This window comes from Streptomyces cyanogenus (assembly GCF_017526105.1).
GTDB lineage: Bacteria > Actinomycetota > Actinomycetes > Streptomycetales > Streptomycetaceae > Streptomyces > Streptomyces cyanogenus.
In genome coordinates, this window is sequence record NZ_CP071839.1 from 115,331 (window position 1) to 140,749 (window position 25,419).

Annotated in this window: 19 protein-coding genes and 4 pseudogenes; 15 read left to right on the plus strand and 8 right to left on the minus strand. The window is 66.8% G+C overall.

What is annotated here, in order from left to right:
* Positions 1-103 precede the first annotated feature (103 nt).
* Positions 104-253: a hypothetical protein gene (locus tag S1361_RS00425; protein ID WP_208036964.1), complete on the plus strand. Its 150-nt coding sequence runs from the start codon at positions 104-106 to the stop codon at positions 251-253.
* A gap of 1 nt (position 254) precedes the next feature.
* Here S1361_RS00425 and S1361_RS00430 read toward each other — a convergent pair.
* Positions 255-350 (minus strand): annotated as a pseudogene (locus S1361_RS00430) (IS5/IS1182 family transposase); the annotation flags it as partial.
* A 467-nt stretch (positions 351-817) separates the two neighbouring features.
* Positions 818-4,093 carry a CHAT domain-containing protein gene (locus S1361_RS00435; protein ID WP_208029888.1) on the minus strand — a complete coding sequence of 1,092 codons (3,276 nt, stop codon included), beginning with the start codon at positions 4,091-4,093 and terminating at the stop codon, positions 818-820.
* Positions 4,094-4,260: 167 nt separating this feature from the next.
* Here S1361_RS00435 and S1361_RS00440 point away from each other — a divergent pair, with 167 nt between their 5' ends.
* Both S1361_RS00440 and S1361_RS00445 read left to right on the plus strand, forming a co-directional pair.
* Positions 4,261-4,620, plus strand: a complete 360-nt coding sequence (locus S1361_RS00440; protein WP_208029889.1) for a hypothetical protein — start codon at positions 4,261-4,263, stop codon at positions 4,618-4,620.
* Positions 4,621-4,622: 2 nt separating this feature from the next.
* Positions 4,623-5,453 (plus strand): hypothetical protein, encoded by an 831-nt coding sequence (locus S1361_RS00445; RefSeq protein WP_208029890.1) that lies wholly within the window; start codon positions 4,623-4,625, stop codon positions 5,451-5,453.
* Here S1361_RS00445 and S1361_RS00450 read toward each other — a convergent pair.
* The 4 genes from S1361_RS00450 to S1361_RS00465 form a co-directional block, all read right to left on the minus strand.
* Positions 5,385-5,714 (minus strand): hypothetical protein, encoded by a 330-nt coding sequence (locus S1361_RS00450; protein WP_208029891.1) that lies wholly within the window; start codon positions 5,712-5,714, stop codon positions 5,385-5,387. The two genes, S1361_RS00445 and S1361_RS00450, sit on opposite strands and share 69 nt — an antisense overlap.
* An 811-nt stretch (positions 5,715-6,525) precedes the next feature.
* Positions 6,526-8,190: an ADP-ribosylglycohydrolase family protein gene (locus S1361_RS00455; protein WP_243769474.1), complete on the minus strand. Its 1,665-nt coding sequence runs from the start codon at positions 8,188-8,190 to the stop codon at positions 6,526-6,528.
* Positions 8,191-8,207: 17 nt separating this feature from the next.
* Positions 8,208-8,894 carry a DarT ssDNA thymidine ADP-ribosyltransferase family protein gene (locus S1361_RS00460; protein ID WP_208029893.1) on the minus strand — a complete coding sequence of 229 codons (687 nt, stop codon included), beginning with the start codon at positions 8,892-8,894 and terminating at the stop codon, positions 8,208-8,210.
* Positions 8,891-10,285, minus strand: a complete 1,395-nt coding sequence (locus tag S1361_RS00465) for a 3'-5' exonuclease (protein ID WP_208029894.1) — start codon at positions 10,283-10,285, stop codon at positions 8,891-8,893. The genes S1361_RS00460 and S1361_RS00465 overlap by 4 nt, the downstream gene beginning before the upstream one ends.
* A 223-nt stretch (positions 10,286-10,508) precedes the next feature.
* Here S1361_RS00465 and S1361_RS00470 point away from each other — a divergent pair, with 223 nt between their 5' ends.
* From S1361_RS00470 to S1361_RS00510, 11 genes and pseudogenes are all read left to right on the plus strand, one after another.
* Positions 10,509-11,279, plus strand: a complete 771-nt coding sequence (locus S1361_RS00470; protein WP_208029895.1) for a TnsA-like heteromeric transposase endonuclease subunit — start codon at positions 10,509-10,511, stop codon at positions 11,277-11,279.
* A gap of 5 nt (positions 11,280-11,284) precedes the next feature.
* Positions 11,285-13,441 (plus strand): Mu transposase C-terminal domain-containing protein, encoded by a 2,157-nt coding sequence (locus tag S1361_RS00475; RefSeq protein ID WP_243768999.1) that lies wholly within the window; start codon positions 11,285-11,287, stop codon positions 13,439-13,441.
* 116 nt (positions 13,442-13,557) lie between these two features.
* On the plus strand, positions 13,558-14,544 hold the full coding sequence (locus tag S1361_RS00480) for a TniB family NTP-binding protein (RefSeq protein ID WP_208029896.1): 987 nt from the start codon (positions 13,558-13,560) through the stop codon (positions 14,542-14,544).
* Positions 14,541-15,497 carry a TniQ family protein gene (locus S1361_RS00485; RefSeq protein WP_208029897.1) on the plus strand — a complete coding sequence of 319 codons (957 nt, stop codon included), beginning with the start codon at positions 14,541-14,543 and terminating at the stop codon, positions 15,495-15,497. The genes S1361_RS00480 and S1361_RS00485 overlap by 4 nt, the downstream gene beginning before the upstream one ends.
* Before the next feature lie 211 nt (positions 15,498-15,708).
* Positions 15,709-15,903, plus strand: a complete 195-nt coding sequence (locus S1361_RS00490; protein WP_208029898.1) for a hypothetical protein — start codon at positions 15,709-15,711, stop codon at positions 15,901-15,903.
* 81 nt (positions 15,904-15,984) lie between these two features.
* Positions 15,985-16,812, plus strand: a complete 828-nt coding sequence (locus S1361_RS00495; RefSeq protein WP_208029899.1) for a hypothetical protein — start codon at positions 15,985-15,987, stop codon at positions 16,810-16,812.
* A 393-nt stretch (positions 16,813-17,205) separates the two neighbouring features.
* The gene (locus S1361_RS00500) at positions 17,206-19,227 is read left to right on the plus strand and encodes a helicase associated domain-containing protein (RefSeq protein ID WP_425086576.1); all 2,022 of its coding nucleotides are present in this window, start codon (positions 17,206-17,208) and stop codon (positions 19,225-19,227) included.
* A 25-nt stretch (positions 19,228-19,252) separates the two neighbouring features.
* Positions 19,253-19,642: a helicase associated domain-containing protein gene (locus S1361_RS40145; protein ID WP_425086577.1), complete on the plus strand. Its 390-nt coding sequence runs from the start codon at positions 19,253-19,255 to the stop codon at positions 19,640-19,642.
* Positions 19,643-19,946: 304 nt separating this feature from the next.
* On the plus strand, positions 19,947-21,992 hold the full coding sequence (locus tag S1361_RS00505) for a PA14 domain-containing protein (RefSeq protein ID WP_208029900.1): 2,046 nt from the start codon (positions 19,947-19,949) through the stop codon (positions 21,990-21,992).
* Positions 21,992-22,255 (plus strand): annotated as a pseudogene (locus S1361_RS38730) (GNAT family N-acetyltransferase); the annotation flags it as partial. The gene S1361_RS00505 and the pseudogene S1361_RS38730, both read left to right, overlap by 1 nt.
* A gap of 154 nt (positions 22,256-22,409) precedes the next feature.
* Positions 22,410-22,876 (plus strand): annotated as a pseudogene (locus S1361_RS00510) (transposase); the annotation flags it as partial.
* 5 nt (positions 22,877-22,881) lie between these two features.
* Here the strand turns inward: S1361_RS00510 and S1361_RS00515 are convergent.
* A complete protein-coding gene (locus S1361_RS00515) occupies positions 22,882-23,466 on the minus strand; it encodes a hypothetical protein (RefSeq protein WP_208029901.1) in 585 nt (194 codons plus the stop codon).
* 304 nt (positions 23,467-23,770) lie between these two features.
* Between S1361_RS00515 and S1361_RS38735 the strand changes: the two are divergent.
* Positions 23,771-23,951, plus strand: a pseudogene (locus S1361_RS38735) (NF041680 family putative transposase); the annotation flags it as partial.
* A 133-nt stretch (positions 23,952-24,084) separates the two neighbouring features.
* Here the strand turns inward: S1361_RS38735 and S1361_RS00520 are convergent.
* Positions 24,085-25,227, minus strand: coding sequence for a hypothetical protein (locus S1361_RS00520; RefSeq protein ID WP_208029902.1), 1,143 nt, complete (start codon positions 25,225-25,227; stop codon positions 24,085-24,087).
* Between the last annotated feature and the right edge of the window lie 192 nt (positions 25,228-25,419).

Consider the following 25,419-nt stretch of genomic DNA (forward strand, 5'->3'; position numbering starts at 1 on the left):
AGCGCACAGGCATTGCCTCAAGGAGTCGGCACTGGAAGCACGTGCAGCGCAGCAGGATGAAAACACGGTCGCCCAGTTCACGGCCCGCTACCCTCAGCCCGCCATGACCCCTGTAGAGTTCGAAGAGTTCGCAGTGGAGCTGCTGCGCTCGGTACAACCCGCAGGCCCAGACTTCACGGTGCCGTCGCACGAGTCGGTGCGGGGCATGGATGGCGACTACGATCCACCGCGCCCTACCAAAGCGACGCTGTGACGTCGGACCCTCTGCGTGGTCGGCCGACGACTCCGGCCACTGCCGGGATCTTGTTCAGCAGGGGCAGGAGCTGGGTGACGTCGTTGCGGTTGCCGCCAGCTTCTTCAGCGCCGTTCCGCAGCACCATCTCTCCCTACCGAGCACGGTTGAGAGGGCAACGATGGTCACCAGTCGCTGGGCTGTGAAAGGACGGTAGGGTTGGGTTTTCCAATAGGTTCAGGGGGCGGAAATTTACCCGTCCTTGTTGCACACCGGTGGCAGCACAGCAGTGGCAAATCTTCATATTTCTGATGGTAGAAGACTTCGCCGGTTTCACAGTCAAGAAACTTACTGATCATAAATCTGGCATCATCTGGCGGGATCCCTAGCTCCATCAGGACGCCGGTCAGCCACTTTCCTCCTCCGCGGAGGCAGAGGAGTGTGTCAGTCGGGTTCCGACAGATGGTGCATGTCGGTTGTTGTTGCATGGTCGACCCCATAAGAATTGCTGCTTGTTGATTATCTGGGCTACTTTCAGTGTGCGTGTCAGCCTCCAAGGACTGCAGTTATCGGAAAAGCAGCCGGTTAAGGTCCTGTGTGAATGTAGGAAGCCCACAGAGTGGGTACGCGGGGTGCCTTGTCTCTGGCGCGACGTACAGCGCTGCTGAGTGCTCGCGCTGCGCTGGAGGCTCCCGTTGCGTCGGGTTCTGCAGCGGAGTGAAGGGTCGTGTAGACGTCGCGGGTTATGTCCCTGGCAGTTCTGACGCCTATGGGCCAAAGCGTTCCGATGACGTGGGTGTAGCCGATGAGTTGGAAGGCGGACGCAATGTGGATGGCTTCGTCGGCGAGTGTGGGGTGTCCGTGCTGCGTGCTGCATGCGGACAGGAAGGCGAGCTCAGCGTCCTCGATGTGGAGTTGGGACAGCTTGAGGACGGACAGGTTTCCATCGTGCAGGGAGAGGTTGCTTTCTGAGGGGCTGTTGAGGTCGCTCCATCCGTGGCAGGCGAAATGCGCCCAAACGTGTCCGGGAAGGGTGTACAGAACGTGGTCGACGGTGGCCTCCGAGCCCACGAGGGGGTCGGTTTTGCCGGGATAGTGCCGGGTGAGGACGTTGACGGCCTCTTCGGCTTCAGGCAGGTCCGGCTGTCCTGGTGTGTGTGGCATGGCGACGACCAAGTGCGGCATGTCCGGGTCTGTCGGCTGTTTCGCCCGCGCGCGGCTCAGAGTCCGTAGCGTGGGGGTGTAGGAGGAGACCGCCCGGTCCATGACGGTAGGTGGGACAGCCTCGCCCAGGCGGCTGTGATGGCCGGCCGCGTGGAGTGGGAGGAAGTTGAGCGGGCCTGTCGGGGACCACCAGATGCGAGGCCACGACTGGTCTGGCGTAGGTGATGCGGTCAGGCCGAGGTCGGTGAGGACAGGCTCGGCGAGGACGTCCCAGAGCCAGCCGAGAACACTCTCCACGCGTTCCTCGGCGTCCGAGCGTTCTTCCACATCCGCTTTCGCGTCCTGGGCTGTGTCGACTGCGCGTACGAAGTTTTCAACCTGCGTGGCGACGGTCTCCCTGGTGAGGGCTGGCAGTGGTACTACGCGGATCTCGTCCGAGGTCAGGGTGATCGCGTCGGATCGGTAGTCACTGACGTTGACGGTGATGACCGTGCCCGCTTGGGCGACAGTGCGCAGAGCGTCGAATCCTTGTGGCAGCAGGAAGTTCTGCAGTTCGGGTTCTGGGCGGCTGCGGATCTCCTCCATGAGGAGGTCCCACCGGAGGGCGGTCCTGTGGCGTCGGTCCACTGCACCGTGCGCCTCAGCGAGCGATTCGGACGCGGGCGGCGAACCGGCGTGGAGGTCTGACTCGAGTTCTTGGCGCAGGAGCTCGTACTGTGCGGCTAGCTCAGGTGCTCGGTCGCGGAGTTCGGTCGATTCGCTGCGGGTCTCAAGGGCCTGCGAGATCAGCACCCCGCGTCCCCGCTCGAGCAGGTCCAAGGCTCGTTCTGGGTTGTTTGCCTGCAGCGCGGCTGCGGCGGCGTCGGATACGAGGCCGGGGAATTGGGAGAGTTGATGTTCTTGGTCGCTGCGCCAGAGATAGCGTGCAGCGACACGGGGTAGCAGGTTGACTGCTGTCGACAGTCCTTGGGCCGCCTCCTCCCAATGGTTGGCCCTGGCCTCAAGGTCTCCCCATTTGCGGGCAGCTGACAAGCGGATGTGAGGCGGGGCGATGCTCATGTGCGTCGCCTCTCGGAAGGCTGCAGTGGCCTGATCGCCTGCGGTCGTGTCTCCTGGCAGGCTGTGCTGCTGCTGTGCGTATAGTGCGGTGCCGAGGTTGGTGAGGAACTTTGCGCGGTCTGGGTGGCGCCCAGGTGTTACCTCAGTCGCCTCCCGTTCAAGCCGCACCGCCTCCGCCAGAGCGTGTGTGTCACCGGTGCGCTGGTAGATCGTCCCCAGGACGCTGCCGAGTTGGGACAGCACCATGCCGCGGTGAGGGCTCTGGTCCGGGGTCCGTGCAGCGGCTTCGCTCAGGACGGTGGACGCCTCCAGGAGGGGGGCTAGGTCGCTGGTCTGTTCATGCTGGGCCATGAGCGCGCTGCCCAGGTTGACCAGAAGACCCGGCTTGCGGGGGTCATCGTGGAGGACGGTGTCGACGGCCGCCCGACCTGCCTCGATCGCTTCCTCAATGGTCGCCTCGTGTGGCACACGCCGGTAGCGCACGACGAGGGCATGATTGAGGTTGGTCAGGAACCCTGGCTTCGCAGGATCGCCCGGGTGCGCTACTTGTACGGCTTCTCGCAACTTGCCGATCGCATCGTCCAGCGAGCTCAGGTCGCCCGTCGAGTCGTAACGCACGCGCAGTGCGATACCCACAGCGGACAGGGTGGCCGCCCGTCCCTTGTGTCCAAGTGGCGTCCGTTCGACTGCCTCCCGGTACAGCCCGATGGCCTCCTCCAGGGCTGCCAACTGTCCGGTTCGCTTGTAAGACACGAGCAGGGCGTTGGCAAGGCTCCCGAGGGATGACCAACGGTCGGAGTGACCAGCGGGGGTGCCCTCAAGTGCTTCCCGGCCAAGGTCGATGGCCTCCCGCAGCGCTTTTTGGTCATCCACACGTTCGTACCGTGCTTGAAGCGAGCCGCTGAGAGCGAATCCGAAGCCGGGCCGGTCCACGGTGGAGCTCTTCGCGACAGCGTCGCGAAGCAGGGTTATGGACTCGTCGAGCACGGCCATGTCGTCCACCCGTTCGTGCCAGGCGTGTAGAGCCTGACCGAGGCGGAATTCGTAGAGGGCTATTGTGGGGTCATCCGCGCCCGTGGACATGCCAGCTTCCAAGGACTGCCTGCCGATACGCACGGCTTCCGCGAGCGTATCCAGATCTCCGGTGCGGATGTGCAGGTCCACCAGGCCAGTGCCCAGCGTGGACAGATAGCCGGCGATACGGGGGTCGAGGTCCGACGTGAAGTCGACGGCACGCCGCAACAAGGCAATCGCTTCTTCGATCGCCTGGCGGTCACGGGTGTCGGCCGCTTCCAGGAGATCGACCGCCTGGTTGTGCCAGGTTGTTACTTCATCAAGGAAATCTCCGACCTGGTTCGGCACGATCGTTGGAACCAGTCGGTAGACGGGGCTCAGGTACCGGACGGCAGACTTGAACTCTTCTCGTCCCTGCATCTCTTGGAGGGCTACATATCTGTCCCAGTGGAGCAGACCCACCGCACACAGCACTTCCCAGTCGGCCGTCGGATGCGTACGACTGTCCAACAAGGCCGCAGCCTCGGCGTCGGCAGCCTGTCCCACGACGGTCCGCAGGTCGCCCGTCGCCTTGAACTCCTTGAGCCGTTCCATCACCGCGGCCAGCACAGTCTCCCGTGTCATACCCTCCTCCACGGGTCGCGAGACGGGGTCAAGCATTCTATTAATGATTGGATGAATCCTCAATTATCGCGACATGAGGTGCATTCCGCGTACATAGTTCATATCGTAGTTGCGTGCGAGTCCTGCCGCATCCCCTCCCCCGCTCTCGATCCTCTGGGGTGGCTGAGATGACCGATCCCCGCAAAGACACCGCATGGCTCTGCGAGCAACTCCCCGCGCTGCGCCGTCTCGCCGCGAAAAAAGGGACCGTACAGACCCAGCAGCAACTGGAGGCGATCGTCGAGACGGCCCGCCAGGGCGGGGGATTCAAGGAGCCCCTCATAAGTCTGGCGCTAAGCCTGGGCGTCGCCGTCGACGATCTAATGGCATATCAGACGAGCTTCATACCTCCCACACCTCCCCCTCGTGTCAGGTATGTCTGCCCCGTAAGGATCTGCGCCCGCGAATGGTGTCCCGAGCCAAGCAAGAAGATTCCGTCCTGCGAGATCGGAGACCAGCAACTCCGCGCTGAACGTGAACTGGATTGACCATGCAGGAGTTCCTCGGTGAACTGGGCCGGAGGTTGGCCGAGAAGTGGTTCTCCCTTCTTGTGCTGCCCGGCCTGCTGTTTCTCGCTTCCGTCGCGGCTGCCGTAGTCGTCGGCCAGGAGCACTGGAACGACTGGTCGTATCTCATCCAGCGCAGCAGCAACTACGCCGCAGACCTCGACAAGCAGCCTGCGGTGACCCTGATCCTGGCCGCAGTAGGAGTGCTGCTTGCCTCAGCAGTCGTCGGCCTGGCAGCCGGCGCTCTCGCGGGCTGGGTGCAGCGCTTGTGGCTGGGAAACTGGCCCCGTCCGTTTCGCCCCTTGGCTGCGCGCCTCACCGAACGGCTGCAAAAGCGGTGGATGAACTGCGAGGACCACATCGCCCGGAACCGGATCTCACTGGCCAAGCCTGACCGGCCGACATGGATGGGAAACTCGATCGGGGCAGTCAGAACTCGGGTGGAAATCGCCTACGACCTGCACCTCGCCGAAACGTGGCCCCACCTATGGCTGATCATGCCCGAGGCGTCCCGGAACGAGGTGGAGCAGGTCCGCTCAGAGTTCAACGACGCGGCGCGACTCGGTGCATGGGGACTGCTGTACTTCGCGCTCGGAGCTATCTGGTGGCCCTCCTTTCTCATCGGGCTGGCCACGAGCTTGACCAGTTGGCGGCGCGGCCGGACTGCTATTGACGGTTTTTCAAAGCTGACGGAGGCAGCCGTCGACATTTACGGCCCTCACCTGGCAAGCATTTTGGGCTTCGGGTCAGGCGATGTCCCGCTCGATCCGAAAATCGGGATGCTCATCACCCTGCTGGCACGCAAAAACACATAAGCACCTGCTGGCATACCCGCGGTCGGGCACGTCCTCGAGCACCTCGTCCAGGATCTGATCCAGATGGGGAAGATCGTTAAGGCGTCCGTCCAGGCCGTCAATAAGGACATGCCGCTCCCCGACCCCACAGGAGGTGTCAAGCTGCCTGCGGGCGCCTGCGCTAACCGGGTCGCGGTGCACCGCTTCAGCCAGCCAGGTGGCATGCAGACCATCGGCCAGCAGAGCATTGCGTTCCTGGCGCAGAGCGTACGTCTCGCCCATGCCGCGCTCGCCGTGGAGAACGATGACCCGCGGTGCCCCGCTCCTGGGCCAGCAGCACACCGACCTAGGCATCGCTGGTCGGCCGACCATAGCCCTGCACGGCGGCTCATCCAGCACGAACACCCGCCACTGTTAGGGGAAACCAACCAACAGCGCCAGCAGGACGGTCGTGTGGCCAGCCATCTCCCGCCTCTGGAACGCCGGCTTCGGGGGCAGGAGGCACACCCGCTGTGGGCTCGTGGAGCGACACTCCCCCCTCACATCAAGATCTACTTCTTCGCACCTCAGGGACCTCAGCCCCAAGAAATTATCCATGCAGTTGAGACATTCTTGACAGGGATACGGCACCCCAGGCCACACGCTTGTCACCGGTAGCCACAAGAGCCCTTCTATCCCGTCAGAGCAGCCCAACCAGACAAACGACTCAATCTCAATTTCTGTGCGTGCAGTTGAGATGTCACAGGTCGCAGCAGTAGACATGCCTCAACTATGCGAATAACCGACAGCCCACACCCTGCAAGAACTCACCGCCCTGGACCCGTGGTGGAACCCACCCTGGCCCTGCACCTGGCAACGGAACTACCACCAGTACCGCACCCTCGCCGCCGCAGGCGGGCCCGCCCCATCCGAACTCGACCGCTGGGCCCGCAAACAGACCAACCTGTGGCACCAACTCCACCCCCACCAACAGACACTGCTGACAGCCATCGGCCCACACACGCCCCATTCCCGATAGACGTCAAGGCCAGGAAGCACCATGGCATCCAGCAGCAAGGCGTCCCGTACTGACGGGTGCACCACGGGCAAGCTGCTATTGATCGCCTTGATGGTAGGCGCGGGCAAGGAGCCCAGCGAACGCAGCAGCCCGCTCTACGCTGTATCGGCCGCCTCGGATCTGCTGGAGCAGTGCACGGCCTACCTGGTCGGGGGCAAAGCCGTTTCTCGCCAGCTCTTGAACGATCTCTTCAATGGGCGGGGGTGCGTGCCTATGGGCGCGTTCGCTCACGGCAGCGGGCGCAGTTCCGGAGAGGTGAGGCCTTTGATCGGCGGATACAGCAGTCTGCAATGGAGCTTCGAAGAGAAGTTGTTGTTCTCTCGGAGCATCCCCAGCAGGTTGGCTCCGCGGTTGTCTCACATCGCCCGGGAGCAGGTTCTCATCCAGAGGCCTGAGATCTTGCCTGGCACGGACCAAGACCCTCTGGCCGAAGGGCAAGGTGCCCCACACGTATGTGGCCTGGTTGCTCGCCGTCGGTGTGTCCGTAGGGGTAAGAGGCCCCAGACCGGCCAGTGCCGGTCCCATAGCCGTGTGGCCTACAAGGTCGAGTGTGGCCTTGGGGGGGCTCCAACGGAGCAGATCTGGGTAGGCGAAGGTGCTGGCTTCGCGCCCTTGGGAAATGTCCCACATGCGGCGTGCCTCGGAGTCGATTACCTGCACATCTTGCACTGCGCCAGGTGGAGGGCCTGCTGTGACGGCACCTAGGAGCGCGCCAGCCATGGTGGCGATGGTGTCGGTGTCCGAGCCGAGAGTGTTCACGGCGAGGAGCAGGCCGGCTTCGGGTGAGTCGGCATAAGCATGGGCGAGCACCGCTGCAAGCAGGGTGGTGACCGTGCCTGATCCGCGAGTCGCGTCGTTGAAGCCGCCCCACTGCTCCACCAGAGCAGCGTAGGTCTCTGCGGTCAGGGGTGCTGTGGGGTCGAAGGTTTCGAGTGCTGCGCGGCATTCGTTGGCGACGGTGACTGCGGCTGAGCGGAAGTCGATGCCTGCGGCATCAGTCCACGTGGGTAGCCACAGGTACGCGAGTTCGTCGTCTTTTGCGATGACGTCCGGTACCTGCTCCAGCCAGTCGATTGCGGGGCGCCACTGCTTGGGGCCGGGAAGTTCGTTGGTGTCCAGGGCGTGGGCCAGCAGGATGGCGTGCAGGACGGCGCCGAGGATGCCTCGGGGGTGGCCGTGGGTACTGACGGCGTTTCGTACGACGTCGCGGGTGATGTGGTCCCAGTTGGTGAGGTCCCGTGCGGACCAGACGTGGGGTTGGATGCGCATGGCGGCACCATTGCCGCCGATGTCGACGTAGCGGGCGGCTTTGGTGGCGAAGATGTTCTGTGACCACTTGGCTTCGACCCGCATCAAGCCGGTGGCTGCCGCTTTGGTCCCGCGGCCGGCTCCGAGTGCGTAGGCCTGCCATGCGACGACTTCGATCTTCGCGAATGCCTCGGCGTCGAATTCTCCGTCTCCGCGAATGGCACGTGAAGTGGCCAGGCGTAGCTGGGTGTCGTCGGAGTACGCGCCTGCCGGTAGGGGCATGTCGCGTCCGTAGCGTCCTCCGATGCGCCTTTTCCAGGGGACGGTGGTGGTGACGTCATCGCGCCCGATGCGGCGTCGCACGCCAGCGGTGTCGGTCAGTTCGGTGATGAAGCCGAGTGCGTCTCCGTACGCCGCCCACTGGGCTGAGGCGCGTACTGCCTCCCATTGCATGGCGCTCACCGTAGTCCTTACCTGCCGAACGTGACCGGGTCGACAATGATGTCGACCTCATCATGTCCGCTGACACTGACAATGGCCTCAGCCTTCGCTGCGTCCTCGTCAGTGAGGACGTAGATGCGCTGCAGGTGTCGTGTGGAGACGGCCTGCGGGTAGAGCACCTCGGCTTGCGGGTTCGTGGGAAGGTGAGGCTCGCGGTTGCCGCGTGGCGGCGTGCTCTTACCGAATCCGTAGGGGACTCGCTCGGCGAAGAGAGCTTCGGCTCCAGGAAGTCCCTCCACGGGGGTGATGCCCTCGTATCCCATGTTGCTTGGGGAGAACAGCACGCCTGGGTGCGTCATGATGACGGGATCGAAGCTGAGGACTGCCCAGAACAGGTCTTCGTTCGCCCACCACTCTTGGCTGCTGGTGCGCAGAAAGCTGTGGTTGGGTTCGCTGATGCTGAGGTTCACGTACCGCCAGTATTTCGGGTCCTCGCGGCGCCACTTGGTGTTCTCGTGGTAGATGCTCTCCAGATACTCGTCCTCGGACAGAAGTGCCCGTGCCTTGCATTCTCGCTGCAGGAGTATGCCTAGCAAGCCGCGATTTGTGGTGAAATGCACCACTTCGCTGATCTTGCGTTCCTGGATGAGCGCGTTGATGCCCTCAGCCTGTCCTTCACCATCCGGTATGGCCGGGATCGACTCTGCCGCGGTCATACGGCTTTCACCTCGTAGGTGTCCGGGTCCATGCAGGCGATGAGGTCGCTGGCCTCGGAGGGCTTGTAGGTGATGGTCAGCGTCTTGCGGGCGCGTCCGGCGGACATGGCCAGCAGGCGCAGGTGAGCGTCTCGCTCGCTGTCACCTGGCTCGGTGGCGTGCGGCATGACTTCGCTGTTGAGTCCGACGATGATGACGTGGTCGAACTCCAGCCCCTTGGCGGAGTGCATGGTCGACAGGGCAACGTTCACCGGTCCCGTCGGCCACTCGGCGTTCCGGGTGAGTTCGACGTAGGCCAGTCCGGCGGAGTTAAGACGGTTCTTGACCTCGCCGAACCAGCCCTTGGCGTGAAGGATGGCGACGGACTCGTCGTTGTCGGGTCCCAGGTCGTTGAGGAACTGCACCACATGATCCATCTGCTGGGTGAAGGTGCCCTGGACCAGCAGAGGCTTGTCGCCCTCCTCCTTGCAAGAGGTGAGGTCAGGGATCGCGGCGTCGTCCGTTGTCTCCACGTCCTTGAGCAGCGGAGCGGCGAAGGCGGCGATCTGCCGGGTGTTGCGGAAGTTCTTCGACAGCAGCTTGCTGTTGTGCGAGCCCACGCTCAGGCCGACCTCGCTCCAAGTGAAGCGCTGAGGGTAGATGCGCTGAGCAGCGTCGAGGACGAAGGTCAGCGTGTGCTCGTCAGTGAGGTGGTTGAGTACGGCCCGGACCTGGTTGGCGGAGAAGTCCTGAGCCTCGTCGACCACCACCACGTGGTAGGGGTCGTCGGCGCGCTTGGCCGCCATGGCGTTCGCCAGGTCGGACCAGTCCCAGGCCTGCTGCTGCTTCTTCCACTCCTGGAAGGGATAGATCACCTCCTCCAGCAGCCGGCGGCGCAACGGGGTCGGCATCCGCGGGGAGCGGCCGCGGCCCTGACGTTCGCACTCGATGTACTCGGCCAGGTGGTCGGGCGTGAAGCGGCCCAGGACATAGTCCACTTCAGAGCGTACGAAGTCGGCGGACAACGGCAGAGGAGCGGCCAGAGCATCCAGCTTCCGGTTGCGCTCGTGGTCCTGGAGGATCCGCTCGTAGGCCACACGGTCGGTGGCCCACTTCGCGAAGGTGGAGATCGTCAGCTCGACGTCATTGCCCTTGAGCTGCTCCTGGGTGAGTTCCTCGATGTAACCGCGCAGCGTGCGGTTGTACGTGAGGACCAGTACGCGGACGGGGCCGCTGATGAAGCCGTCGCGGCGGCGACGCTGCCAAAAGCCGACGGTGAACTTCAGCCGGTACAAGGCCGTAGTGGTCTTGCCGCTACCGGCGGCACCCCGTACGACGAACACCCCCGGCTTGTGGTTGTTGATCACCGTGAGCTGCTCGCTCGTCGGCTGCGTCGGCCTGAGCACCTTCATCCGCGCGGTCCCTCCCCAAGACTGCTCCCCCAACCTGAGGCCATGTTAGAAGCGGCTCCACACAGGCCGGTTGAAGATCCGACAAGCAGTCTGTCGCAGGATTGCAGATAGCGACACACCGGTCACCCATTCGGGTGATGGCTGCTGAGGTGCCCCTCCGTCAGAGGCGGCAGGCACTTGGCTGTCCGGCGTGGAGCAGCACGCTGTCAACGGGTGGGGCGGGATGGACGTCGAAGCGGCATTCGCCACCGCTGCCGGGCAGGCAACGCAGCTGCCGTGGGATCGGGCGACGTCGGTGCGGTTCGAGGATCTGGCGCCGGTATCCGCGTTTCCGGTCGTTCCGGGCCGCCGGTGGGGGCCCGGCTGGTGGTGGTCGGCGACCACCGGACGGCACGTGGTGCACGGTTCGGCAGCGATGCGCACCCAGCTGATGGTCCTGGACCGGGACCCGGACGTGACCGGCCTGTCCGCACGTCCGGTACGGCTGCTGTGGTGTGATCCCGACGGGCGGGTGCGCTCGTGGGTGCCTCAGTTGTTCGCCCGGTACGCCGACGGCACCGGCCTGCTCGCGGACTGCCCCTCCAGCCCGACCGCCGGTGGAGACAGGGCGCAGCGGGCGCGGATGGTCCTGGAGGCGGCGTGCGTGCGCGTGGGCTGGTCGTATCGGCGCCTTGAGCCGCCTCCAGCGGTGGTGGCGGCGAACCTGCGATGGCTGGCCGGCTACCGCCACCCCCGTTATCAGGGCCCGCCCGGGCTGCAGGCCGCGCTGGCCGAAGCGTTCGCCGCGCCGCGGCCCCTAGCCGACGGCGTAGCCGTGGTGGGCGATTCCTTGCAGGTCCTACCGGCCGCCTATCACGCGCTGTGGTGCGGGCATCTGACGACGCCTCTCGATGAGCCGCTGCACGAGCGGGCGCTGACCTGGTCAGACGCAGAACGTGGGGAGGGCGTCGAGAGGCGGCTGAGCAACGTCGGCGGCGATCCGGAGAGAGGTTGAGCCCCGTGGGCGGCACACACGGTAAGAGCCGGCGGCCGGTGGTGGAGGTCGGCGCGCACGTCGTCTACCGGGCGCAGACCTGGCAGGTCGCTGCGTTGCAGGGCCAGCAGGTCTACCTGTTGCAGGAGGACGGCGCGGAAATGAGCCTGCTGCTCGGGCGGTTGTTCGCCGATCCGGGCTTCGAAGTGGTGGGCGCGCAGGCGCCGGACACGGTCCCGCGATGGGGGCTGTTCGAGACCGTTCCGTTGGCGGCCCAGCAGCGGGCGCTGGCGTGGCTGCCCCACATTCGGGAGGTCGAAACCGGGTGGCCGCACCCTGAAGGCAGCCGCGAAGGGCAGGCGATGCGGCCGGAGTACGACCCGGAGCGGTGGACCCTGGCGCAGCGGGATGCGGCCAAGGCGAAGGAGCTGACCGCGCTCGGCTTCACCCGGGTGACCCGCACGACGGTCGAGCGGATGCGGCACGTCTACCGCAAGCAGGGCTTGTGGGGGCTGGTCGACAAGCGCACGGTGCCGACACGCGGCCGTCATCCGACGGGGTATGCCGACGAGCGGGTCGTGGCCGCGGTGCTGGAAGCGCTGCGGCGTCAGCGAGGCCGGTCGAAGGGGACGGTGAAGGGACTGCAGGTGCTGGTCGGGCAGATCCTGGAGGACACGCACGGGCGCGGGGTGGTGGAGATGCCGTCGCGGTCGTCGTTCTACCGGCTGGTGAGTGTGCTGGCCGACCCGGCCGAGCGTCCGGGACGTCCCGCACGCACCGCTACCGCACCCGCCCGCACCTCGTCGGCGCCGGTGGTGCTGCGGCCCGGGGAACAGGTACAGATCGACACCACCCGCCTGGACATCATGGCCGTCCTGGAGGACGGCAGCCTGGGGCGGCCGGAGCTGACCATTGCCGTCGACGTCGCCACGCGCTCCATCCTGGCCGCGGTTCTGCGCCCGCACAGCACCAAAGCCGTCGATGCAGCCCTGCTGCTGGCGGAAATGGCCGTCCCCCATCCTGCCCGGCCCGCCTGGTCCAAGTCGCTGCATCTGTCGCGGGCCGAGGTGCCCTACGAGCGGATGCTGTCGCTGGACGAGCGGCTGGAGGGCGCGGCCGCCCGCCCGGTGGTCGTGCCCGAGACGATCGTCGTCGACCGCGGCAAGATCTACCTCTCGCAGGGCTTCGTCGCCGCCTGCGAGACGCTCGGGGTGAGCGTGCAGCCCGCGCCACCCCGCCGTCCGCAGGCCAAGGCCGTGGTGGAGCGGACCTTCGGCGCGATCAACGACCTGTTCTGCCAGCACGTCGCCGGCCACACCGGCTCCAACCCCCTGCGGCGTGGCAAGGACGTGACCGCCGAGGCGCGGTGGACGATCCCGCAGTTGCAGGACCTCCTCGACGAATGGATCACCTGCGGCTGGCAGAACCGGCCCCACGACGGACTGCGCCACCCCGTCCTGCCCAAGTCCGCCCTCACACCGAACCAGATGTGGGCTGCGCTCATCACCATCAGCGGCTACGTACCCGTCCCGCTGACCGGGGCCGACTACCTCGAACTGCTGCCGGTGCGGTGGCAGCCCATCACCGAACGCGGCATCCGCCTCGACTACCGCACCTACAACCACGACATCCTCGACGCCCACCGCGGCCAGCGCTCCGATGTCGCCAGCAAAGACGGCAAGTGGGAGGTCCACCACAACCCCCACGACGCCCGCCAGATCTGGGTCCGCCTCACCGACGGAAAACTCCACGAAATCCCGTGGATCCACCGCGACCACGTCCACCAGCCCTTCAACGACGCCCTCTGGCGCTACATCCAGACCGAGGTCGAACAACGCGGAGACCGCGAGACACACGAAGCCGACCTCGCCGACGCCCTCGACCAGCTCCTGCGCCGCACCCGCAGCCCCGCCGGGACCGAGCACAACACCCGCCGCCGCAGAACCCCCCGCTCCGGAAGTACGGCAGCACAGCTGCCCGATCTGCCAGGCCAGCGGCGCCCCCTCGACACGGAAACCACACCGGCCCCGGCCCCCGACTGGAGCGAGAGCCTGGACGACCTCATCGGCATCGAGGCGGCGGCCGAGACCGACACGAGCGAGCCGGAGGGCGCGGGCGTGCGGCCGGCCGAGGCAGGCGGATACGGGCTGTGGGACGCCGAAGCAGAGGCCGAACAATGGTGAACGCCTCCCCGGGCACGAACGATGCAGCGGCCGGCGGGTCCCCGTCGGCAGCGGACCGGCCTCCCGGTGCCGCGGCAAGCGCCGACGGCGACGCCCCTGATGCGCAGCAGCAGTCGGTGACCACCTGGGACGGTTTCCAGGCCTTCGCCACCACACCTATGGCAGCCCCTCCCCCACCCGGCGCGCCGCCCCGCAGCCTCGCCGAGCGCCTCGCCTACCACTCGCGGTTCGTCACCGTGCGCACCCCGGCCATCGACACCCTGGCCAAGAACGTGCGCACCCTGATGATCCTCGGCCGCCACCAGACGGTCACCGCACGGCCGTCCCTGATCGTCACCGGACCCGCCGGCGCCGGGAAAACCACCGCCCTGCTCCAGGTCGGACGCGCCTGCCACCTCGCCCACACCCGACGCCACGGCCCCACAGCAGCAGCGGGGCAGGTGCCCGTCGCCTACGTCCTGGTTCCGCCCGCCGCCAGCGCCAAGACCCTAGCCACCGAGTTCGCCCGCTACCTCGGTATCCCCGTCGCCGCCGGCATGTCGCAGGCCCAGATCACCAACTCTGTCTGCCACACCTACACCACCGCAGGCGTCCAGCTAGTGATGATCGACGAGGTCCACCGGCTCAACCCCCGCACCACCAGCGGCGCCCAGACCGCGGACCTGCTCAAAGACCTCACCGAACGCATAGGTGCCACCTTCGTCTACGCCGGCATCGACGTCACCACCACACCCCTGTTCACCGGGGTCCGAGGCGCCCAGCTCGCCGGACGCGCCTCCCTCATCGACTGCGCCGCCTTCCCCGCCCGCCTCGGCGACAGCGAACCCTTCCGCGACCTCGTCAAAGCCATGGAGAGCGCACTCGACCTGCGCCACCACCGGCCCGGAACCCTCCCCCAACTGGCCCCCTACCTGCACGAGCGAACCGCCGGCCGCATCGGCAGCCTCGCCCGCCTCATCCGCCAGGCCGCCATCACCGCCCTCATCGACGGCACCGAACGCATCACCAAAACCACCCTCGAAGCCATCCGCCTGGACCACCTCGCCGAACAGCACTACCGCCCCCACCACCGGCCCCGAAACCGCAGTACCAGCACCCCGTGACCCGGTCAGACGTCACGGCCTGGGATACGGCCGCAGCCGTCCCCGCGCAGCGCAGTGTCGTCACCGCAGGGACATGGCTGCAGATCCCGTCAGCCGCGCCGGGCGTGCTCCGCGTACGGCCGCTGACCGGCGAAGCGACCGCCTCCTATGTGCAACGGCTCGCCGCTGCCTATCGGCTGACGCTGCCCCAGCTCCTCGACGGCGCCGGCATCACTCTCCACGGCCACGGCACCCTGCCGGCAGCCGAACTCCACCTCAATCACAACGCGGCCCGGCACCTCACTGTCCTGACCCGCACCCCGCTCCCCCACCTGACGCACACCCTGCCCCGCCTCGCCCCCAATAACGACGCCCACAGCACCAAGGCCGCCGCGCACTGGAAACGGCTCAAGGCCGGGCAGCAGCCCGTCCGCGCCTGCACCCTGTGCACCCGCCACCGCAGCCACGGCATCACCGACACCGCCTGGGTTCGCCGGCCGCCGCACCGGCTGGTGTGCCCTCGGCACCACCAAGCCGCCCCCGACCCACGACTCACGACCACCATCCGCACCTGGGTCGTGCCCGAACTCGCTGCCGCCCACCACGCCCACCAGCGCCTCCTACGACACCCCCGCGCCGCCACCACCTGGACCACAGCGCACGCCATCACCACACGCTGGTACGACCACGAAAAGCACCTCAACTACCGCTGGCACCGGCGCCTGAACCAGCTATGCGAGGCCAACCCCCACCTGACCAGTACAGGCAGCGCCTCCCCCGCACTCCTGACCCGCGACTTGGTGATCTATCCGGAAACCGTTGCCCTCGCCCGCGCACTCGCCACCCTGCCGAACCGGCCACATCGCACCACCAACGACGCCCTCATCCTCATCGCCTGCCGGCTCGGCCTCGCCCGCCTGACCCCCAACGCGAACGACCCACTCCGCGCCTTCCTCACCTACACACGCCACTGACCAGCGCAAATGGTGTGCGCACCCAGCCAAAGACATACATGCCCCAAGGAAGGCGGGGCGGACCTTCAGCACGAGGGCTCCGGCAGCAATGCCCGATGGGACTGCAGGTCCGCTGCTCGAACCAGGGAGCCGACATCGAACACTTACCCTAAACGTTGTCCTGGGTTTCTGAGGTACAATTCCTGGACGACGTAAAGGGAAAGAGGTACAGTTGGCCAAGGAAGAACGGGACCTGGCGAAGAGAGCCGAAGAGCAGGGCTTCGAGGTCAGGCGCACGAGCAAGGGCCACTACATGGTCACGAAGGACGGCGAGCGGATAACGACCATCTCCGGCACATCGTCTGACCCTCGCGCCCTGAAGAACGCGAAGGCTCAGCTCAAGAGAGCCGGGTTCATCGACAAGTAGCAAGCCACGAGAAGGTCCGCCGGGAGGCACCCCCGGCGGACCGCAACACCCCAGAGAACTCAGAGAGGAGTTGTCACAACTATGCCTCAGGCGTGGAGCATCGAAGTCGAGTTGGGCGTACGCGACGTCAGCGACGACACCGTCGACGAACTGCACGAGCACCTGGCCGACTGCAGCCCCGCCGTCGGCACCGCCCCCAGCGAAAACCTCTCGGTACGGATCTTCATCGAAGCCGGCACCGCGCGGCAGGCCGTGGACACAGCACTCAAGGAAGTCACCGCTGCGGCCAAGCAGACCGGAATCAACCACACGGTGGTCGGCATCGAACTGGTCACCGAGGAGGAACTGGACCGCAGGCTCGAGGAACCTTCTGTGCCCGAACTGGTCGGAGTCTCCGAGATCGCCGCCATGTTCGGCGTCGGCAGGCAGCGCGCTGCCCAGGTCGTACAGCGTGAGGACTTCCCGCCCGCCGTGGCTCACCTCAAGGCTGGTCCGGTGTTCGTGAAGTGGCAGGTCGAAGCTTTCGAGAAGCGGTGGGACCGCCGCGGCGGAAGGCCTCCCAAGCCGATCGAACTCACGGAACTGGATCGCGAGGTGCTGACCGCGCTGAACGCTACACACCGCGAAGCCGAAGACTCAGGGCCTGCGACTGGAAAGCCGGTGCGAGAAGGCACAATCCAGGAGCACAATCGCGCAGGCGAAGCCCTTACAGGTTGGGCATTCGCCGCTCTCAGGCCCGGAAGGCTGTGCGCAGCGTTCCCCGCCAGCAACCGGTCGGCCAGAGCCGCGATTACACGGCTGGCAAAGGCACGACTGGTGTCCGTGGAAACAGAATCGACACGCGACGACGAAGTCGTGGTCGAACTCGAACTGACAACCAAAGGCGAGCGGGTAGCCGCCACCCAGTAGTACCCATCCCTTGAACGTCGTCAGGAAGGCCCCCGCAAACGCGGGGGCCTTCCGCCGTAATGCCGACCAACCAGACCCGCACCAGGCCGGCCTGCAACACCAAGCCCACCGCCGACTCACGCGCTCGTCATCACCGCATCAGCGCAACCAATAGGCGCACCCATAGACGCACCACTACATCCGCAGGAAACCCAAGATCATTCCCATACAACTACAGGACTCCAGGCCAGCGACCAGAACAACCAAACCGCACACGCCGCCAAGCCACGCCCATCACTCCCGGACCGGACCGCTCTCCTGGCTCCAAATCCCAACCAAAGGACGGAACATCAGACCATAGCTACCGAGCTCCCTCAAGATCACTGCTCCGTCACAGTGGGTGCGTGAGAGCTGTTGTCCAGCTCGCGGGAGAGAGTGGATCGGATGGCTGTGGCAGAACTTCGTCCTCATCAGCGTGAAGCGGTGGACGGGGTTCTCCGGGCGCTCGAATTGCCTGCAAGATCTACTGTGCCCGAGCGGGGTCTGCGGACTCAGGTGGTCATGGCGACCGGATCGGGCAAGACCCTCGTCGCCGTGCGCAGCGCGGAGGAGCTGCAGGCGGGTCGAGTGCTGGTGCTCGTACCGTCGCTGGACCTCCTCGCGCAAACCGAGGCCGCCTGGCGCGAGGGCGGGCGTACGGGACCGATGATCGGAGTCTCGTCCCTGCAGGGGCCGGAGGCGTCCTTCCCGAACACCACGGACGTGGACGAGCTGGTCTCCTGGGTCCGCCCGCTCGACAAGGTCACCGTGTTCGCTACCTACGCCTCACTCGGGCTTGGCACACTCGAGCGCGCGCACACCGCGGGTCTCGCGGGGTGGGACCTGATCGTCGTGGATGAAGCCCACCGGACTTCCGGGCGGATCGGGAAGCCGTGGGCGGTCGTCCACGACAACACCCGCATCCCCGCCCTGCGTCGGCTGTACATGACCGCCACCCCGAGGTTGTGGCAGCTGGAGGATGACTCCGAGACCGCGCCGGGCGTGCCGGGCGAGCTGGTGGCGAGCATGGAAGACGACCCACAGGGGCCGTTCGGGGCTCGCTGCTACACCCTGACGCTCTCGGAGGCGATCGACCGGGGAATCTGTGCCCCTTACCAGGTGGTGTGCGTGGATATCACGGACACCCACCTCCAGGCCGCCCAGCTCCTGGGCGCGGACGCACGGTCCGAGCAGGTGCGCGGGGCGCGGCTCGCGGCCCTGCAGACCGCGCTGGTAAAGGCCTCGGCCGAGGAAGGCTTCCGCAGGACGCTGGTCTTTCACCACCAGGTAAAGGAGGCCGAAGCGTTCGCGGCCGGCCTCCCTCACGTCGCCGACCGGCTGCACGCGGCCGACGCTGAGCTGTACCCGCGCACCGTGTGGGCGGACTGGCTGTGCGGCGACCATAAGCCGGGCCACCGGCGTCGAGTGCTCGGTGAGTTCGCGGCCGGGATCGCCAGGGACGGCACGGTCGTGGAGAAGAGCTTCCTGAGCTCGGTGCGGGTGCTCGGCGAGGGCGTCGACACCCGACACTGCGACTCCGTGTATTTCGCGGACGTCCGCGGCTCCATGCCCGACCTCGTCCAAGCCGTCGGGCGGGCGCTGCGGATGCAGCCCGGTGAGGGGAAGGTCGCCTCGCTGGTGGTGCCGGTCCTGCTCGGGCCCGGGGAGACGGTCGACAACATGCTGACCTCGCGGGCCTTCGGTGGCTTGGCCAAGCTGCTGGAAGCGCTCAGGGCACACGACGCCAGGGGCGTGGAGGCTCTGGCGCAGCCCCAGGCGCCAAGCCGTGTCAGGGGCGTACAGAGCCGCAGCGGGGTGGAAGAGGAGGGAGCAGGCAGCGACCGAAGCGACCGGCTCTCGGTGCCGGCCCGCGCACTGCTGAAGTTCAGCACGCCCCGTGATCCGGCGCAGCTTGCGGCGTTCATCAACCTGCGTGTCCTCAACCCCGAACACGCTCACTGGCGACGCGGCATCGAAGCCGCCGTCCTCTACCACCGGCTCCACGGCGACCTGCGCGTGCCGTTCACCTACCGCGTGCCCGGACGCCACGAGAAGGAGGCGGAAGCCGAGGGGTGGCCGGCCACGCTCGCCGGGTTCCCCCTTGGGCAATGGATCGCCGACGCCAGGCGCGTCTACGCCCGCGGCGACATGGACGCCGACCGCATTGTCCAGCTGGAGAAGCTCGGCATGATCTGGAGCCACTTCGACGTCGCATGGGAGGAAGGTCTCGCGGCCGCGCGCGGGTGGGCAACGGAAGCGGGCCATCTCCTGGCGCCGCTGGTCGCTACCTACAAGGGGTACCGGGTGGGGCTGTTTCTGAAGAACGCCAGGGCCGCCGCCCGCAAGGCCGCCGAGATCCTTCCACCTCGTCCGGCAGCACCTGCAGACCGGCGGTGAGCTGCCGACGGAGCCGGGCGTCGTCGTGCACCAGGGCGAGGATCTGGGACGGTGGGTACGCTCGGTCCGCCTCGGCTGGGACAAGCTCACAGGCGTACAGCAGTGGCTGTGCGAGCAGGTCCTCGGGATCGAACCCGCCACCGAGGAGGAGAAACCGGCGCCGCGGCGCAGCCAGGCCGACAAATGGGCTCTCAATCTTGCCGCCGCCACCCAGTACTACCAACGCGAGGGGCACCTGCGGGTCCCGCGCAAACACATCGAAACGATCGGCGGGGAGAACGGGGGTAGCGAAGAGGGCCGGGAGGGACTCCGGGTCCGGCTCGGTGCATGGATCAGCAACCAACGGAGCAGGGCCGCCACGCTGTCCCCGGAACGGATCGAGCAGCTCTCCGCCATCGGCATGCGCTGGACGTAGGCTCCGTGACGGGGGACGGAGTATGTACGCGATCCGTACGCTCACATCACGCAATCCGTACGGTGCGAGGCTGGCACCGAGCCCGGGGTCTGGAGTGAAGACACAGGTCAGCCGCCGCGCTGCAGCGAGCGCAACGGCCGCCGCACGCTCGTCTGCCGCTGCCGAAACTAGAAAAAGCGCGTCACCCGGGGGCAACCAAGATCGCTCCACAGGAGTCACACATGCACCACCAGCGTCAACTGGTGACGGGTGACGGCTGGGGTCACCCGTTGGACGTCGCTCTGGAAGGCCCGCGCTCCCTGTGATGACTCGTACCCGACTGACCACGGTGGCCGCGACGGCCGCCCTCACTGGCGGCCTGATCACCGCCGCCCCGGCGTCCGCGGCCGTCACCTGCGCCTCTCCCCTGTGGAAGGCCCAGTACTTCGGCAACACCACCTTCAGCGGTACACCGAAGCTGACCGCCTGCGACTCCGCCGTCTCCGAGAACTACGGGGACGGCGACCCGAGCGGTGTCACGCTGCCCAAGGACAACTTCTCCGTCCGCTGGTCCGTCACCCGGGACTTCGGCTCCGGCGGCCCCTTCCGGCTCTCCGGCAGCACACAGGACGGCATACGCGTCTACGTGGACGGGGTGCGGAAGATCGACCTGTGGAAGAACGTCTCCACCACCGTCGGCAAGACCGTCGACCTGACCGTTGCGGCCGGCAAGCACACCATCCGCGTGGACTACGCCGCCTGGACCGGCCGCGCCGAGGTCCGGTTCACGTACACCCCGCGCACCGACGCCATCGTGGACAAGGTCAAGCCGCTCGCTCCCACCGGCCTCACGGCGGCATACAGCCGGGACACCGCCAAGACCACGCTGCGCTGGAGCGCGAACAAGGAGATGGACCTCGCCGGTTACCGCGTGTACCGCCGGCTGAGCACCACCCAGTGGGCCAAGGTCAGCGGCTCGTCACCGCTCACCTCCCCGTCCTTCGTCGACGCGCCGCCCGCCACCGGCCAGACCTTCCTGTACGAGGTCCGCGCCGTCGACAAGGCGGGCCACGAGTCCACCGGCAGCGCCGACGTCACCGCTGTCACCGTGGACCGTACCGGGCCGGCGGCGCCGGCCGATCTCACGGCGGTCGGTGACGCCTGGTGGACCAACCTGACCTGGCACGGGAACGCCGACGCCAAGACCTACGAGGTGTACGCCGCGCCCTCGGCCACCGGCCCGTTCGAACTGCTGGGCACCACGGCCGCGACGTCGTACCGCACTTACGCGCCCGTGAACACCACCCGGTACTACCGCGTCCGCGCCCTCGACGCGCTTGACAACCCCTCGGCGTACGCCACCGTCACCGGTGACGGCGTCGACCGGACCCCGCCCAAACCCCCGACCTCACTCGGTTCCATCGCCGAGGTCGGCTACACCGACGTGTACTGGAAGCAGCCCGACGGCTTCGACGAGGACTTCTCCAACGGCGGGAGCTACCACGTCTACCGCTCGCCCGGAAAGACCCTCGACCCGGCCGCGCTCACGCGCGTGACCTGCGATCGCGATGATAGCGACGAGACCTCCACCGGTGGTCTCTGCCACGACGTCGACATGCCGGCGGGCGCGTTCGTGACGTACGCGGTCGCGGCGGTGGACCCGGCCGGGAACGAGTCGGCGCTCTCCGCCCCGGTCGTCGTCCGCACCGGCGATCGCGTCGCGCCCGCCCCGGTCACCGGTCTGAAGGCCACCCCACGTGCCGACGGCGTGTTGCTGAGCTGGTCGGCGTCGACCGAGGAAGACGTCGACCGCTACCTGGCTTGGATCGGCACCCGGCAGGCCGACGGCACGGTCAAGTGGCTCGGTTACGGCTGTGGGGAGGGCACGAGCGATCCGCTCGCGGTCCTGTGCGGCGACCTGCCCGACGGAGAGACGCACGTGTACGCGGTCGTCGCCAGGGACCGCTGGAACAACGCGCTGTCCCCGAGCGACCCGAAGGCCGCGGTCGTCGAGGCTACCGAGCTGGATGTGCGGCCCTCGGTGGCGGTGACGCAGGACTGGAACCTCGGCACCCTGGGCCACGCCACCGTGATCGGCGGACCGGACGAGGACGGGCCGTCCATTAATTGGCAGTGTGACAAGGCCGCCGAGTGCGACACCGTCGCGGGCTACCGGATCAGCAGGTGGGACACGGCCACGCGGACCTACCAGCCGCTGCACACCGGACTGCTCCCTGCTCAGACGCGCGCCTACACCGACACCGAGGCTGCGCGCGGTGGCACGTACTTCTACACGCTGGAGGCGGTGCGCGCCGACGGCAGTGTCGCGGGCACGTACGGGTGGAACTGCGTCTTCCAGGACCGCGTGTAGATCTGCTGCCGGTACCCGAACCCGCCCACCCCGAGCTGACGTGCGCGTGGACGACGACGAACTGCTGGGGGCGTACGCGGACATCAACTCGCGCGCCTACGGGTTCCCGCTGGAGGACGGGCGGGACGCACTCGCCGGGTCCGCGCTGTGGAAGAACGCAGTGTTCGCGTACCTGGGGCTGCGCGATGGCGTCCCCCGTGACCTGCGCCGCCTGCGTCGAGGCGGACGGGCGGCTCTTCGTCGTGCTCGTCACCACCGATCCGGCGACGGCGGCGGCGTCAGCGGACCCGTGTCCAGCGTGTCCTGCCAACGGGCGCGTACGGTTCCACGAGCGAGGCGGGAATGCCGACATCGAGGAAAGGGTCCACGGCATCGCGCCCCCTTATCTCAACTCACCCCGCAGATCCACCTTGCTGCCGGCCCCTGGCCTTCGTCCTCACCGCCGTACAGGCCGGGGACGCGCCCGCTTTCGCCGAGGTGATGGCTCGCCTACGCGTTGCCCGGCCCCGTGGACGGCCCCGCACCAGACCGGACGTGGTCCTCGCCGACAAGGCGTATCCGTCACGCGCCATCCGCAAACACCTGCGCCAACGAGGCACCCGCGTCCCGGCGGACCAGCAAGGCCACCGGCTGCCGCGGGGCAGTCGGGTCGGCAGACCCCTGCCTTCGACCGTGCGGCCTACAAGCAGCGCAACACCGTTGAGCGGTGCATCAACCGCCTCAAACAGTGGCGAGGCATCGCCACCCGCTACGAGAAGACCGCGACGATATACCTGGCTGGACTCCACACCGCGGGGATCTTCTTCTGGTCGCACGATGATCCAGACAGAGATGGCGCAAGGGGCAGCGGGCAAGCGGGGCCTGGCCCAGCTCGCTCTCCCTAGCACAGCTACGCCTCGTCGAAGTACAACGGCGACAGCCTGGCTCCCCGCTCCGAATCGTCTACGTCAGGCGGCGTGACGTGGGCGAGGTCACCGTCGATCGGGATGTCGAACTTCCGGCCGATCTCAGCGATAGCAACTCCAACCCGGCCGCGCAGCATACCCAGCGCCTGAAGCCCATACGCCCATTGGACCCGATCCCGATCCCTGGCCCACCGGATCGGATCCCGACCGTTAGGCGGGACATCCGGGAATGTTCTGTCGGTCAATCTGCGTGCTGACTCCACATCGGTCAGCCACTGCCTCACAGCGGCGCGCATCGCGCGTACTTGCTCCCGCAGTTCCTCGGACTCGCACCGCTCGACCTGTTCGTTCAGATAGGTACGCAGCGCCTCGATGGATCCCCAGGACCCATTTTCCTCTTCGAGATCATAAGGCGCATGGAGCACCCGGTGGTCCTCCAAGCGGAGCAGGATCGATCTTGCCCGCTCGCGCTCACTCTGGCTGAACTCCACGCTGGCGCTCTGCCCGAAGAACGAGAAGCTGATCGTCCGTAACCGACCGCGCCAGCGCCAGCGCCACTGCTTGAACATCCCCACCTCCAGCTCTGCCAGCAAGAGCCAGCATTTCGCACTCCCAGTGGAGAGACCAGGCCGACCCTGTTGGCCGGGGGTTGAGCAATCAGTCTCCGCTCGGGTAGCGGAGCACCCGCACGTACGCACGATGATCCGAACGAAACCGCCTAGCCGCCCCGCCGACGCGGTCAGCTCGCCAACATGGCCTGGAGGTCGCTCAGCTACAGCTCGTTCGTGCCACGGTCCGCCGCCTTACTCTGCGTCCAGGCAACGATCGCCGGGTGCGCATCCTCGTACTGGGCGCCACACGCAGACCGGCTCCCCGGCCAGTGCACCTGAACCGTCTCGTCCCGGGCCTGGCCGACCGCCGGGTTCGAAGAACCGCCGCCCGGCCACCCGTCATGACGTGGGCAGAGCCGTCGCCACCGGCGAGGCATACAGCCGCCCCGCCCCACCACAAGAAGGGCACCAAACCCCGTCGCACCAAGGAGCGGCAAACTTGACGGCCTGGGCCATGTGCAGCGGGCACGGGGCCGATGGATTTCACGGGGTACGTCGGTGGATCTCAGCTCAGTGATCATCGCTGTGGCAGGCGTCGCAGGAACCCTGGGAGGAGCGCTACTCACCCAGCGCGGCTCAGAACGAGCGAAGCGCCTGGAAATAGAGCTCGTTCGAGACCATGAGGAGGTCCGCGAGAACCGTTCTCTGCGGCGCACCTGCTACGTGGAACTCAACCGGGATGCTCGGCAGTTCACCACCGCACTCAACCGCCACCTGCACGTCATGAGGGAACGCGGCGTGGAGGAGGCCGACAGTGACGCACTCGAGGGGGCGAAGAACGCGCATCGCGATCGATATTCCGAAGCACAGATGATCGCCCCAGAAGAAGTACTCAGGCGAGCGAGTGTCGTCAACCAAGCCCTGAACAAGGTCTACGGCCAGGTCAAACGCCTCGAACGCGGTGCCCCCGAACCAGGCGAAACGATGGAGACCGCGGCACAGGCTCAGTACGAGGTCTGGGAGATGCTCCGAGCTATGAGAACCGCTATGCGCGATGACCTCGGTGTATCGCATGAAGATTGAGGGCTGACACGTTTGCGTCGACCAGCTCCCGGAGGATCTGCAGTACCGCCGCGATCTCCGTTCCGGGCGAGGAACACCGCCGGGCAGGGGTGCGAGCTGTAGGCGAGTAAGGTGCCTGTTCGGCCTTCTGGACTCCAGGATGCGGTCCATAGCCTGTTCGGTGACGTGCCGGGCCTTGCGTACCAGGCTGATCTGCTGGGCCGCCTGGCTGGCATCGAAAAGGGCCCCGCTTTCCCGGGCAAGATCGGAGAACGGGGCCCTGAGCGGTGGTGCGGGAGCACTCAGCCGACGGCGATGCGGGTCTTCCACCAGGAGCTTGGCCCGATAATCTCGGTCCCCGAGCCGGTCATGGCGTCCTGGCCGCCGGCGTAGAAGCGGACCGTGCCGTCGGAGCGGACCGTCCACACGTCGGGGATTGCCGTCGCCGTTGGCGTCCGGGGCGCCAAGGACGTGCGGTATGGCGGCGGTGAGCCAGCCGGTGCCAGTCCAGTAAATGTCGGTGCCGCCGGAGGAGTTCGCGGCCGATACCAGCGAGGTGAGGTCGGTACCGCCACCGGAAGCGGCGATTGCCTTGCGCGGCAGCAGCCTGCCCGAGGCGTCGCTGCGGTAGACGAGATCGGCCACCTTGTCGCCGGAGACGTCTTGGGCGAGGACGATGTCGCGCTCTTTCCACGCCGAGCCGGACAGGCGGAGCAAGATCAACTACCCGGGAGACGTTTGGCGCGCCGCCGTGGCGAGCGGGATCATCATCGCCCGCACCGCCCGCGACTCAGCCACAGCCGGGAGATGAGGCCGAACCGATGCATCAGGCCGGTAAAGGTGGGCATTGCACGCGAGCGGCACGGCGGCGCAGCCGATGCCCGACCCGGACTCGTCGCCCTCCCGGGC